This window comes from Bacteriovorax sp. HI3 (genome assembly GCF_059738875.1).
The window spans coordinates 258,210-271,721 of record NZ_AP026946.1; the positions used below are offsets into that span (position 1 = coordinate 258,210).

Sequence of the window (13,512 nt, forward strand, 5' to 3'; positions counted from 1 at the left end):
GAGACGAGGATGTAGCCCCTTAGTATTTTCTATAAGGGGCCGTCTAAGATTTAAACAGTATGATTAATTAGCTGAAGTGTCTTTTAGGTTCAAAGTAATGGAAATGATTCGGTCTCCTTTAGAGAGCTTAGGAAGAATGTCTAATCCATCTACTACCTGACCGAAGACAGTATTCTTTCCATCTAAGTGAGGGAGAGTTGTTAAGCTTATATAGAATTGTGAATCAGCAGAGTCATTATCAATTCCATGGGCCATACCCATAGTTCCCTTGATGTGTTGAAGCTCATTGAATTCAGCTTTTAACTTTTGCCCGCTTCCTCCCGTACCTGTACCAGTAGGATCTCCAGTCTGAATAATGAAATTAGGAATCGCTCTATGAATAATAAGACCATCGTAGAACTTGCTTTGAATTAATTGCATGACTCTAGCAGATGTTCTTGGGGCAGCTTTAGTATAGAAGCGGAAAACGATATCACCATGGACAGTTTTCATTGTAGCAGAAGCAGTAGAGAGACCACCGATATCTGTTTTTAATTTCTCAATATCGATTTCTTCGCCGTTAGGATTCGCTATCACTTCAATTTTATGGCTGTTTCTATTGCAGCCAGCGAGTGCAATTAAAGTTACGAATAAAAAAAGTTTAATAGTTTTCATATGCCGTCACACGTTAAGCAATTGTTATTAGATAAATTATACCGAGAATCTGAGTTTAAAAAAGTTTTTTTAAAATTTATTAATATTTTCTTAATTTTGTGTTGACACTTTATCATCGTTTGATTAAATTCCTCTTCACGTTTGAAGTTAAGACTGATTGCCGAAACACAAATCATCGTTATAGAAATATATAGATTTTTGGGCGTGTAGCTCAGTTGGGAGAGCATCTGCCTTGCACGCAGAGGGTCGCAGGTTCGATTCCTGTCATGTCCACCATTCTTTCAAAAACTAAACGTAACTTAGTTCTTTAAAATTCTAATAGAGATAAAAGATTTGAAACCGAAAGGTTTCGATTCAAGATGAGAAAGGTCCCAAACAAAAAATATCTGACGTAACTATTCAGTCACGCTGTTAAAAGCTCAAGTTGTAATAAAGTTGAAAGTGATAAAAAGTCGGAGCCAGTACATTTCCTGTCACTGGTAATTAATGAATAGATCAATCCGTATAGTAGTTTGTTAAATTAAATTTAAATCAAATTTTATATTGAAGCTTGGAGAGTTTGATCCTGGCTCAGAACGAACGCTGGCGGCGTGCCTAACACATGCAAGTCGAACGTGAAAGTCCTTCGGGATGAGTAAAGTGGCGCACGGGTGAGTAACACGTAGGTGACCTGCCTTTTAGAGGGGAATAACCAGAAGAAATTTTGGCTAATGCCGCATACGAAGCACGGTTTTAAGACTGTGCTTGAAAGAATGCCTCTGCATATGCATTCGCTATTAGATGGGCCTGCGGGACATTAGCTAGTTGGTGGGGTAAAGGCCTACCAAGGCGACGATGTCTATCCGGTCTGAGAGGATGATCGGACACACTGGAACTGAGACACGGTCCAGACTCCTACGGGAGGCAGCAGTGGGGAATATTGCGCAATGGGGGAAACCCTGACGCAGCAACGCCGCGTGAGTGAGGAAGGACTTCGGTCTGTAAAGCTCTGTTAATGTGGAAAAATGGCAGTTGGTCTAATAGGCCGATTGTTTGATGGTACACATAGAGGAAGCACCGGCTAACTTCGTGCCAGCAGCCGCGGTAATACGAAGGGTGCAAGCGTTGTTCGGATTTATTGGGCGTAAAGCGCGCGTAGGCGGACCTGCAAGTCAGATGTGAAATCTCGGGGCTCAACCTCGAAACTGCGTCTGAAACTACAGGTCTAGAATCTCGGAGGGGGAAGGGGAATATCGCATGTAGGGGTAAAATCCGTAGATATGCGATGGAACACCAGAGGCGAAGGCGCCTTCCTGGACGAGTATTGACGCTGAGGCGCGAAAGCGTGGGGATCAAACAGGATTAGATACCCTGGTAGTCCACGCTGTAAACGATGAACACTAGATATTGGAGGATTTGACCCCTTCAGTGTCGTAGCTAACGCGTTAAGTGTTCCGCCTGGGAAGTACGGTCGCAAGACTAAAACTCAAAGGAATTGACGGGGGCCCGCACAAGCGGTGGATTATGTGGTTTAATTCGAAGCAACGCGCAGAACCTTACCTAGGCTTGAAATCCTACGAATCCCTTTTAAACGAGGGAGTGCCCTTCGGGGAATGTAGTGACAGGCGCTGCATGGCTGTCGTCAGCTCGTGTCGTGAGATGTTGGGTTAAGTCTCGCAACGAGCGCAACCCCCATTTTTAGTTGCCAGCATTAAGTTGGGCACTCTAGAAAGACTGCCTGGGCTAACCAGGAGGAAGGTGGGGATGACGTCAAGTCCTCATGGCCCTTATGTCTAGGGCTACACACGTAATACAATGGTCGGTACAAAGGGATGCGAACTCGCGAGGGGGAGCCAATCTCAAAAAACCGATCTCAGTCCGGATTGGAGTCTGCAACTCGACTCCATGAAGTTGGAATCGCTAGTAATCGCGGATCAGCACGCCGCGGTGAATACGTTCCCGGGCCTTGTACACACCGCCCGTCACACCATGGGAGTTGTTTTTACCTGAAGCCGTGGCCCTAACCGCAAGGAGGGGAGCGTCTACGGTCGAAACGATGACTGGGGTGAAGTCGTAACAAGGTAGCCGTAGGGGAACCTGCGGCTGGATCACCTCCTTTTAAAGGATCCAGCTCTATAGGAGCTTTATCCGGTCAAATTGTTTGGAAGACCTTTCTTATTTTTGAATTTCTTTAGATCTATAAGAGAAATATTTTGTTTCAATCTAATTATAAAAATTGGGTTTGTAGCTCAGGTGGTTAGAGTACGTCCCTGATAAGGACGGGGTCGCAAGTTCGAGTCTTGCCAGACCCACCATTAATTAGGACGAATTGAAACATTAGCTCTTTAACATTGACATAACAGGATCAGATAGAAGACGAGAACCCATGTAAGTAACGAGAGTAATGCCCTCGTTATTTGAAATTAAATTAAATATAACTTAATAACAAAATGAAAAAAGCTATTAAGGGTGTATGGGGAATATCTTGGCAGCAAGAGGCGAAGAAGGACGTATATTAGCCAGCGAAATGCATCGGGGAGTCGGCAAATAGACTTTGATCCGGTGATGTCCGAATGGGGAAACCTTCACACTTGAAAGAGTGTGAACCATGTAATGAGTAAACTAGTTACATAGGAGCGAACGCAGGGAATTGAAACATCTTAGTACCTGCAGGAAGAGTAATCAAACGAGATTCCGGCAGTAGCGGCGAGCGAAATCGGAAGAGCCCAAACCAGAATACTTGTATTCTGGGGTTGTAGGACTCACATACGGAAAGGCAATTATAGGAGAACGGTCTGGGAAGTCCGGTCAAAGAAGGTGAAAACCCTGTATCCGAAATGATTGTCCTCTAGTGAGTATCCTGAGTAGGACGAGGCACGTGAAACCTTGTCTGAAGCTGGGGGGACCACCCTCCAAGGCAAAATACTACTTGCTGACCGATAGTGAACAAGTACCGTGAGGGAAAGATGAAAAGAACCCCGATGAGGGGAGTGAAATAGATCTTGAAACCATACACTTACAAACAGTCAGAGGGTTATTGTAAAGCCTGATGACGTACCTTTTGCATTATGATTCAGCGAGTTATGATATGTTGCGAGGTTAAGCCGTTGCAGGTGTAGCCGTAGGGAAACCGAGTCTGAATAGGGCGATTAGTAGCATGTCATAGACCCGAAACGGGATGAGCTAGCCATGAACAGGTTGAAGCGGGGGTAATACCTCGTGGAGGACCGAACTCGTGACGGTTGAAAACGTCTGGGATGATTTGTGGTTAGGGGTGAAAGGCCAATCAAATTCCGTGATAGCTGGTTCTCTCCGAAATGCATTTAGGTGCAGCGTCCGACGAATACCAATGGGGGTATAGCACTGACTTGGCTAGGGGGCTTACCAGCTTACCAAACCATATCAAACTCACAATACCATTGAGTACTATCGGGCAGTGACACGGCGGTTGCTAAGGACCGTCGTGAAAAGGGAAAGAGCCCAGACCATCAGCTAAGGTCCCAAAATCGTCGCTAAGTGGAGAAGGTTGTGGAATTACTTTGACATCCAGGAGGTTGGCTTAGAAGCAGCCACCCTTTAAAGAAAGCGTAATAGCTCACTGGACTAGTGATTCTGCGCCGAAAATGTAACGGGGCTAAAGTGACGTACCGAAGCTATGGAATATGTAAATATTGGTAGGAGAGCATTGTGTTTGCCGATGAAGGCGTACCGTAAGGAGCGCTGGAGGTCTCACAAGAGCTGATGCTGAAATGAGTAGCGATAAGAAGTGTGAGAATCACTTCCGCCGTAAATCTAAGGGTTCCTGGGCCAGGTGACTCCGCCCAGGGTTAGTCGGGTTCTAACATGAGGCCGAAAGGCGTAGTGGATGACCAACAGGTTAATATTCCTGTACTTAGTAAAAATCGTTTGACTAGATGGAATGACGGAGAAAGGTAGTGAAGCCACTTATTGGTTGTGGTTTAAGTATGTAGGGGGTCGATTAGGCAAATCCGGTCGGCGTTAACTCTGAGATACGAATACGAGCGCAAGCGAAGTTCATGATCCTCGGCTTCCCAGAAAAGTTTCGCTAGGAGATTTTTATTAACCCGTACCATAAACCGACACAGGTAGATGAGGAGAGAATCCTCAGGCGCTTGGGAGAACTCTTGTTAAGGAACTCTGCAAATTGGTGCCGTAACTTCGGGAGAAGGCACGCCTTTGATGGTAAGATCACTTGCTGGTCAAGCTGTTGGAGGTCGCAGTGAAAAGGGGGTAGCGACTGTTTATCAAAAACACAGGTCTATGCAAACACGTAAGTGGAAGTATATGGGCTGACGCCTGCCCGGTGCTGGAAGGTTAAAAGGAGAGGTTATCGCAAGAGAAGCTTTGAATTGAAGCCCCAGTAAACGGCGGCCGTAACTATAACGGTCCTAAGGTAGCGAAATTCCTAGTCGGGTAAGTTCCGACCTGCACGAATGGCGTAACGACTTCCCCACTGTCTCAACAGGAGACCCAGCGAAATTGGTGAGCGCGTGAAGAAACGCGCTACCCGCGGAAGGACGAAAAGACCCCGTGAACCTTTACTGTAGCTTGGCATTGGGTTTCGATTAACATTGCGTAGGATAGGTGGGAGTTTTTGATCCGTGCATTCCGGTGTACGGGGAGACAACCTTGAAATACCACCCTATGTTAATTGGAATCCTAACCTACGATCGTAATCCGGTCGGGGGACAATGTCTGGTGGGCAGTTTGACTGGGGCGGTCGCCTCCTAAAGAGTAACGGAGGCGCACGAAGGTTCCCTCAGGCCGAATGGAAACCGGCCATAGAGTGTAAACGCATAAGGGAGCTTGACTGTGAGGCAAACGAGCCGAGCAGGTGCGAAAGCAGGTGTTAGTGATCCGGTGGTTCCGAGTGGAAGGGCCATCGCTCAACGGATAAAAGGTACTCCGGGGATAACAGGCTGATCTCCCCCAAGAGTTCACATCGACGGGGAGGTTTGGCACCTCGATGTCGGCTCATCGCATCCTGGGGCTGGAGCAGGTCCCAAGGGTTTGACTGTTCGTCAATTAAAGCGGTACGCGAGCTGGGTTCAGAACGTCGTGAGACAGTTCGGTCTCTATCCTCCGTGGGCGTAAGAAATTTGAGTAAATCTGACCTTAGTACGAGAGGACCGGGTTGGACGAACCTATGGTGAACCGGTTATGACGCCAGTTGTATCGCCGGGTAGCTAAGTTCGGAAGGGATAACCGCTGAAAGCATCTAAGTGGGAAGCCTATTACAAGATAAGATTTCTATTAAGACAACTTCTAGACTAGGAGTTTGATAGGTTGGGGGTGTAAGAGCAGTAATGCTTTGAGCTGACCAATACTAATTTGTCGTTTTGCTTTTTTTTGATTACATGGGTTCTGCTTTTATTTGGTCTTGTTTTGTGAATGTTAAAAATGTTCAAAAATGAGGTTGATTTGTAGTGTTGAAAGACATATAAACAGCTTCGAAATTATAAGTTTGTTAACGATATATCCAGTTTGGGTGTGTTATTAGCGAAGAGGAAACACCCGATCCCATCCCGAACTCGGAAGTTAAGCTCTTCAGCGCCGAAGGTAGTGCCAGGGAAGCTTGGTGTGAGAAAAGGTCAATGCACCCTCTTGTTTTATAAAAAACCCGAGCTTGTTCTCGGGTTTTTTTATGCCTTTTTTCAATTCACAAGAACTTTATCGATGTTAAACCTGCAGTATTTAATAAGGTGTCATGAGCACTTGATACGCGGATGTTTTCAGTTGAGTTCGACAAAGCATGATGTAGAATTTAAGTATGATGAATACAAAAATACTTAAATATGAGCTTTTTACTCTTTTTTTTCTGACGATTATTACTTTGGTGGTGTTTTATTACAGAGACACTTTGCCGGATAATTATCTTTCGATTTCGTCAGCATCATCGAGTGGATTTTTCAGCTACTATGGAACAAGTTTTTTAAATTTCATCAATTATTATTCTGGGCCGTGGGTTTTCATTCCATGTGCTATCTTTACTTCATTCTACGTTTTGGTCTTTTCAAAAAGAGCAGACTGGATTGATGCCTTAAATATCTTTTCACTTTCAATTTTTTCCCTACTTACTATTTTCTATTTTCAACCGTCGCTTTTAGGGGCGGGTTTATATCAAATTCTTGATATGACGTTTTCAGCGTTTTCAATGTTCTTGGTTTGGGCCGCTGCTGGAACGTTATTTTTATGGGGGACTTTTAGAGGTGGTTTCACTGAAAAAGTTCAACAAGCGACTTCTGGATTTAAGAATTTTGATTACCAGGCTGCAACAGCTCCAGTTCAGGAGAAGTTTTTATTACTAAAAGACAAGTTTATTAAACCGAAAACTGAAGGTGAGGATGAGCTTGAAGAAGAAATGGCAGAAGAGCCAATGGTGGCAGCACCGGCAGCACTTCCAATGTCAAAAGCTGCTTTAAAAGCTAAAGAAGCTGAGAAGGCGGCTAAAGAAGAAGCGGCTCCAATTTTACTTCCGGATCATTCTCCAGCTGCTGAAAATGCAGAAGAAGTTAAGAGTGAAGCGTTCCTTGTTCCAATTACTGAGGCAAAAAAAGTTGAGCCGGCAGTGGTTGATGAAGATGAGATGGAAGAGCATTTGCCAGTGGTGGTGCAGTCTTCTCATGATGACGATGAGTATGTGGATGAGTCGGAAATCTCAACATTTAAAAATCGTGCTCATAAAGTTGATAGCTTTGACGATGACCAGTATTACAATCTGGTTAAGTTGGGAAATACGAAAAAAGAGACAAAATTTCATCAACCGGATGAAAAATACTTCCACGATATTATCTCTAAAATTCAGGCGAAGCTTGGAGAATTTAAGATTCAAGGTCAGATCATCAACGTGCTTAAAGGGCCGGTGGTTGATACTTTTGAATGGGAGCTTGGACCAGGGGAGAAGGTTTCTCGTCTGACTTCAATTGCAGAAGACTTATCGCTTGCGCTTTCTGGATCGCCGATTCGTATGGTTTACCCAATGAAAGGGAGAACGACTGTAGGGATTGAGGTTCCAAGAAATCCGCGCGATTTTATTTTCCTTGATGAAATCATTGGGTCGAAAGATTTTACTAATACTTCTCACCATCTTCCGTTGGCAATGGGGAAAGATGCTTTCGGTGAGCCTGTTGTCGTAGACCTGGCAGCGATGCCACACATGCTGGTCGCCGGATCAACTGGTGCTGGTAAGTCGGTGTTCATTAACTCGGTTCTAGTGTCGCTTTTAATTAAGAAGTCGCCTAACCAAATGAAGCTGATCCTGATTGACCCGAAACAGCTGGAACTTGCACTTTATTCTCGTCTTCCTCACCTGCTAATGCCGGTTATTACTGAGCCAAAGACGGCGGCGACTTCGCTTCTGTGGGCTTGTCAGGAAATGGATAGACGTTACACAATTATGTCGGAATTTGGGGTGAGAAACATTGAAGGTTTCAACCATAAATTAAAAAATGCTCAACCTCAGGCGCTGGAAAAATTAAGAAAGCACTATGAGTATGCGAGTGAAGATACATACGAACTTCCATTTATCGTTATTATCGTGGATGAGTTTGCAGATCTTATTCTTTCAGCAAAAGGGAAGGAGATTGAAACGCAAATTAACCGTCTGGCGGCAAAGGCCCGTGCAGCAGGGATTCACTTAATTGTTGCGACTCAGAGACCTTCAGTTGATGTTATCACTGGGGTTATCAAGTCGAACTTCCCAACGCGTGTTTCTTTCCGTGTAACGAGTTCACAAGACTCAAGAACGATTCTCAATGCGATGGGTGCGGAAAAACTACTTGGTAAAGGGGATATGCTTTACAAGTACGGAGTAGATACAACTCGTATCCACTCGGCGTTTATTGATGAGGCCGAGATCGAAGCTCTGGCCGATAAACTGTCGGAAATGACTCCAGAATATAACCCGCACATTATGGAATTCCTGGAAAATGGCGGAGAAGAAGAGCCGATGGCAGCTGTCACAACTCGCGAGGGTGGTGAGTCTTCATCAGGTGGACGAGATGACAAATACGATGAGGCAGTTCGCGTGGTGCTAGAGCACCGTTCAGCGAGTGCTTCACTGCTTCAAAGACGTCTTGGAGTAGGGTATAACCGAGCGGCCAACTTAATTGAAGAGATGGAAGCTCAGGGTGTTGTGGGGCCTGCGCAGGGTTCCAAACCGCGTAAAGTTTTGATGGGTTCTGAGTCGTTAACTTAAATAGATTTTCATTGGAGATTTGAGAGGGAAAACCCCTCTTGAATCTCTCATATTCCTTGCAAAAACTTACTCTTCCGTGTTACATATCTAGCTCATTAATAATTTCAGTTGTCTGAAATGTTGGTCCGTCTTTGGCGGCTCACAGGCAATTCGATTAACCAACGGAGTATCTATGTCAGAATTATCTCTAAAAGGCCTACTAGAAGCAGGCGCACACTTTGGTCACCAGACTGAAAAGTGGAATCCAAAAATGAAAAAATACGTTTATGGTGAGAAGAACGGTATCTACATTATCGATCTTGCTAAAACTATTCCTCTAGCAAAAGACGCTTACGATTTCCTAAAGAAAACTGCAGCTGAAGGAAAGCCAGTTCTTTTCGTAGGAACAAAAAGACAAGCACAAGACGTTGTAACAAAAGCTGCTCAGGACTGTGGAGCAAACTACGTTACTTCAAGATGGTTAGGTGGGATGCTTACAAACTACAAAACTGTAGCTCTATCTATCGATAAAATTCGCAAAGTAGAAAAAATGAAAGAAACAGGAGATTTCGGTCTTCTAACTAAGAAAGAAAGAATCAACATCGAGAAAGAAGTTATTAAACTTGAAAAAGTTCTTGGTGGGATTAAAGAAATGAGAAAGCTTCCAGGAGCTCTTTTTGTTATCGATCCAAACAACGAAAGAATCGCTATCCAAGAAGCTAACAACCTAGGGATTCCTGTTGTAGCTATCACAGATACAAACTGTGACCCAACTGGTGTTGATTTCGTAGTTCCAGGAAACGACGATGCGATTAAGTCTGTGTCTATGTTCACAGAATACTTCGCAAACTCAGTAGCAGAAGGATTAAACCTTGCTAAGAAGAACAACAAGCTTGAAAAAGGTTCAAAAGATTCTTCTCGTGACCTTGCTCTTGAAAAAGAAATCATCAGCAAATTCGAAAACGACATCGATCTTGCTGACGAAGAATAATTTTTAAGAACTTAATTTAAACGATAAAGGGAATAGATATGACACAAATTACTGCAAAGCTTGTTTCTGAACTAAGAGAAAAAACTGGCGCTGGAATGATGGACTGTAAAAAAGCACTTGGGGAAACTAATGGTGACCTTGAAAAAGCGATCGATTACCTAAGACAAAAAGGTCTTGCAGCTGCTCAGAAAAAACAATCTAGAATTGCAGCTGAAGGTGCAATCGGATCATACATCCACGGTGGAAGAATTGGTGTAATGGTTGAAATCAACTGTGAAACTGACTTCGTAGCAAAATCTGACGATTTCCAAAACTTCGTAAAAGACGTAGCTATGCACATCGCTGCTGCTGATCCAAAATTCGTAAGATCTTCTGAAATGGACCAAGCGTTCGTAGAAAGAGAAATTGCGATCTATACAGCTCAGTTAAAAGAAGAAGGAAAACCAGAAGCAATGATCTCTAAGATCGTTGAAGGGAAAGTTAAAAAACTTTCTACTGAAGTTTGTCTTCTTGATCAAAAATTTATCAAGAACCCAGACATTTCAGTTCAAGACCTAATCAATGAACTAACAATCAAAATCGGAGAGAAAATCGACGTTAGAAGATTTGCTAAGTTCACACTTGGAGAAGGTATTGAGAAGAAAGTTGACGACTTCGCAGCTGAAGTTGCTTCAATGACTGGTGGAAAACAGTAATTAAGAATTTACCAAACACAAAAAGGGGCTCAAAAGGCCCCTTTTTTTTGACCCAAATTTGAGGAAACCTAATGAAGTATAATCGCATTCTTTTAAAGCTTTCAGGAGAGGCACTTGCTGGTGAGCAAGGGCATGGAATTTCAGCAGACGTTCTGACAAACATTGCAACTGAGGTGAAAGAACTTCAGGCCATGGGTGTTGAGATCGCAATCGTTATTGGTGGTGGTAACATTCACCGTGGTGTAGCTGGAGCTACAAAAGGAATGGATAGAACGACATCGGATCACATGGGGATGCTGGCGACAGTTATCAACTCTCTGGCACTTCAAGACAGCCTTGAGAGACATGGAATCAATACACGCGTACTGACAGCGATTGATATGCAAGAAATCGCTGAGCCGTACATCAGAAGACGTGCAGTTCGCCACCTTGAGAAGAAAAGAGTGGTGATTTTCGCGGCAGGAACAGGGAACCCGTACTTTACGACGGATACCGCTGCGGCGCTTCGTGCAAACGAGATTGACGCACATGTAATCATGAAAGCAACAAAAGTTGATGGAATTTACGATAAAGATCCAATGAAGTTTAAAGATGCTGTAAAAATTGATAAACTAAAGTTTATCGACGTTCTAAATAAAGGCATTTCGGTCATGGATTCTACGGCCATCAGCCTTTGTATGGACAACGAAATTGATATTCTTGTTTTCAATATGTTTGAAGAAGGAAATATCAAGCGCGCAGTAATGGGCGAAACAATTGGAACGATTGTAACTAACAAATAGATAACATAACTATTTCTAACTAAGGGGATGTCATTATGATGAATGAAACAAAAACTTCATTAAATGATTCAATGAAAAAAGCAGTTGATTCACTTAAACACCAACTTACAAAAGTACGCACAGGAAGAGCATCTGCTTCTATCCTTGATGGAGTACAAGTTGAATACTACGGGACAATGAGCCCGATTTCTCAGTTGGGACAAATCTCAACTCCAGAAGCTCGTTTACTTCAAATTCAGCCATTCGATAAAACGATGATTGCTGCAATTGAAAAGGCAATCTTTGGTGCGAACCTTGGTGTGACTCCAACGAACGATGGAAATTTTGTTCGTCTTAACTTTCCTTCACTAACTGAAGATAAGAGAAAAGACATTGCAAAAGAAATTAAAAAAATCGGTGAAGACGCTAAAGTTGTTCTTAGAAACCTAAGACGTGACTCTAACGAAGCTGTAAAAAAAGCAGAAAAAGATAAGACGATTTCAGAAGATGATTCTAAAAAGATTCAAACAGAAATTCAGAATATCACTGATAAATTTACAAAAGAAATCGATACTGTGGTTGCGAACAAAGAAAAAGAAGTTCTTGCAATCTAATAAGGAAAAGTTTGGAACCACTCAGCCACAATATTAAACACGTCGCTGTCATCATGGATGGCAATGGCCGTTGGGCAAAACAACGCTCGCATCCCAGAGTCTGGGGGCACGTGCGCGGGTCTGCAGTGGTTTCAACTATCGTTGAAGAAGCGGATAACTTAGGTATTGAAGCTTTAACAATGTATGCTTTTTCTTCAGAGAACTGGAGCCGTCCTCAGACGGAAGTCCGTGTTCTTTTCAATCTACTTTTTAAATTCCTAAAAAAGGAACGCGAAAGAATTCTAAAAAATAACATCCGTTTTAGAATCATGGGAGATGTTTCTAATCTTCCAGAACAAACCAAGAAACTTATCGCTCAACTTGAAGGGGAGACTGCTCACCATACAGGCTTGAAGCTGACATTTGCTTTTGGTTACGGAGCTCGTTCTGAAATTGCTTATGCTGTTAATCGTTTTATGAAAGCGAACCCTGGCAAAGAGATGAGCGAAGATGATTTGAATGAATTTCTAATGATCCCGGATCTTGGAGACGTGGATCTTTTAATTAGAACGGGTGGAGATCACCGCGTATCTAATTTTATGTTGTGGCAGATTGCTTATGCCGAAATGTTTTTCACTGAAACAAAGTGGCCGGATTTTACGGTGACTGAATTCAGATTCATTATCGAGCAAGTAGCAAAAAGAGAGAGAAGATTTGGGGCCATTGCTCCGACGGCTAATCTTGAAACGAATGTGATCGTTGCCCGCGAAAATCAGAGAATAATTCGAGGGTAATGGTGTCTAATACAAAAGCAAGAATCATTTCCGCACTTGTTATGGCTGCTATTGTTGTCGTAGCGGTTATTTTTGGAAAGTGGACGACGTTAGCAGTTATCCTGGCAGCAGCTTTACTTTGTATTGATGAACTTCTGGTGAATTTTTCTCAGACAAGAAGAGAAGAATTTAATTACAAATATGTGATGGGATTTTTCATCATCCTTTTTGTGTCGGTGAATGTCCTGGGCGCAAAACTCTCGCTTGGTTTCTTCACAGTCGCGGCGATCTTTTTAAATCTTTTTCTTATTTATTATTTATTTAAAATTCCAAGCTCGGGCGAGTTTATGAAAAATAGCTCGAGAAAAAATCCGGCCATCATTACAACTTTTGTTATGCTGCCGCTTCTTTCAATTGGAATTTATTTCGACAGCGAATACTGGAGAGAAATCCTGGGAATGCTGTTGATCGTTACTTACTCTATGGATACTGGTGCTTGGTTTGTGGGCAAAAATTTTGGTAAACACAAATTATGGCCGGCCGTAAGTCCCAAAAAAACCGTAGAAGGTCTAATTGGTGGGATGATGATAGCAGCTGTCCTTGCTTCACTGGCATGGTGGCAGTTTTTCGGTGATTTCAGATGGTATTACTCAGCTATTTTCGCTGTTTGCGGAGCTATGTCTCAAGTTGGTGATTTAGTTCAGTCTAAAATGAAAAGAGAGTTTGCGATCAAGGACAGTTCAAACCTGATTCCCGGACACGGTGGGGTTTACGATCGCATAGACAGTCTTATCTTCCTATCGCCTTTTTTCGTGATTGTTGTAAAATATCTGGGACAGCACTTACTTTAGTATTCTCTCCTTTTAGAG

The 13,512-nt window shown here is 43.1% G+C and carries 8 protein-coding genes, 2 tRNA genes and 3 rRNA genes; 12 read left to right on the forward strand and 1 reads right to left on the reverse strand.

All coding sequences use genetic code 11. From position 1 onward, the window contains the following. Positions 1-63: 63 nt before the first annotated feature. Positions 64-654 carry a peptidylprolyl isomerase gene (locus AC6JA8_RS01215; protein WP_497975402.1) on the reverse strand — a complete coding sequence of 197 codons (591 nt, stop codon included), beginning with the start codon at positions 652-654 and terminating at the stop codon, positions 64-66. A gap of 200 nt (positions 655-854) precedes the next feature. Here AC6JA8_RS01215 and AC6JA8_RS01220 point away from each other — a divergent pair. The 12 genes from AC6JA8_RS01220 (at position 855) to AC6JA8_RS01275 (ending at position 13,494) form a co-directional block, all read left to right on the forward strand. Further along, positions 855-930 (forward strand) — tRNA-Ala (locus AC6JA8_RS01220). Between the two features lie 271 nt (positions 931-1,201). After that, positions 1,202-2,752: ribosomal RNA gene (locus tag AC6JA8_RS01225) — 16S ribosomal RNA — on the forward strand. A gap of 119 nt (positions 2,753-2,871) precedes the next feature. Continuing rightward, a tRNA-Ile gene (locus AC6JA8_RS01230) sits at positions 2,872-2,948 on the forward strand. Positions 2,949-3,086: 138 nt separating this feature from the next. Continuing rightward, positions 3,087-6,005 (forward strand): 23S ribosomal RNA (locus tag AC6JA8_RS01235). Positions 6,006-6,140: 135 nt separating this feature from the next. Then, positions 6,141-6,257 (forward strand): 5S ribosomal RNA (rrf, locus tag AC6JA8_RS01240). Together the 16S, 23S and 5S rRNA genes with 2 tRNA genes alongside form the textbook arrangement of a ribosomal RNA operon. 167 nt (positions 6,258-6,424) lie before the next feature. After that, positions 6,425-8,851: a DNA translocase FtsK gene (locus tag AC6JA8_RS01245; protein ID WP_497975403.1), complete on the forward strand. Its 2,427-nt coding sequence runs from the start codon at positions 6,425-6,427 to the stop codon at positions 8,849-8,851. 172 nt (positions 8,852-9,023) lie between these two features. Continuing rightward, a complete protein-coding gene (gene rpsB, locus AC6JA8_RS01250; RefSeq protein WP_497975404.1) occupies positions 9,024-9,821 on the forward strand; it encodes a 30S ribosomal protein S2 in 798 nt (265 codons plus the stop codon). Positions 9,822-9,859: 38 nt separating this feature from the next. Next, positions 9,860-10,516, forward strand: a complete 657-nt coding sequence (gene tsf, locus AC6JA8_RS01255) for a translation elongation factor Ts (protein ID WP_102242044.1) — start codon at positions 9,860-9,862, stop codon at positions 10,514-10,516. Between the two features lie 71 nt (positions 10,517-10,587). Continuing rightward, a complete protein-coding gene (gene pyrH / locus AC6JA8_RS01260; RefSeq protein WP_102242045.1) occupies positions 10,588-11,298 on the forward strand; it encodes a UMP kinase in 711 nt (236 codons plus the stop codon). 35 nt (positions 11,299-11,333) lie between these two features. Continuing rightward, the gene (gene frr, locus AC6JA8_RS01265; protein ID WP_497975405.1) at positions 11,334-11,891 is read left to right on the forward strand and encodes a ribosome recycling factor; all 558 of its coding nucleotides are present in this window, start codon (positions 11,334-11,336) and stop codon (positions 11,889-11,891) included. Between the two features lie 11 nt (positions 11,892-11,902). Further along, positions 11,903-12,664: a polyprenyl diphosphate synthase gene (uppS, locus tag AC6JA8_RS01270; RefSeq protein WP_491633698.1), complete on the forward strand. Its 762-nt coding sequence runs from the start codon at positions 11,903-11,905 to the stop codon at positions 12,662-12,664. Beyond that, positions 12,664-13,494: a phosphatidate cytidylyltransferase gene (locus AC6JA8_RS01275; protein ID WP_497975406.1), complete on the forward strand. Its 831-nt coding sequence runs from the start codon at positions 12,664-12,666 to the stop codon at positions 13,492-13,494. The genes uppS and AC6JA8_RS01275 overlap by 1 nt, the downstream gene beginning before the upstream one ends. The last annotated feature ends 18 nt before the right edge of the window (positions 13,495-13,512 follow it).

Excerpts from the sequence above, each read along its gene's own strand:
- frr (WP_497975405.1), top strand. The coding sequence starts at position 11,334 with ATGATGAATGAAACAAAAACTTCATTAAATGATTCAATGAAAAAAGCA.
- AC6JA8_RS01245 (WP_497975403.1), top strand. The coding sequence starts at position 6,425 with ATGATGAATACAAAAATACTTAAATATGAGCTTTTTACTCTTTTTTTT.
- AC6JA8_RS01215 (WP_497975402.1), bottom strand. The coding sequence starts at position 654 with ATGAAAACTATTAAACTTTTTTTATTCGTAACTTTAATTGCACTCGCT.
- tsf (WP_102242044.1), top strand. The coding sequence starts at position 9,860 with ATGACACAAATTACTGCAAAGCTTGTTTCTGAACTAAGAGAAAAAACT.
- rpsB (WP_497975404.1), top strand. The coding sequence starts at position 9,024 with ATGTCAGAATTATCTCTAAAAGGCCTACTAGAAGCAGGCGCACACTTT.
- pyrH (WP_102242045.1), top strand. The coding sequence starts at position 10,588 with ATGAAGTATAATCGCATTCTTTTAAAGCTTTCAGGAGAGGCACTTGCT.
- AC6JA8_RS01275 (WP_497975406.1), top strand. The coding sequence starts at position 12,664 with ATGGTGTCTAATACAAAAGCAAGAATCATTTCCGCACTTGTTATGGCT.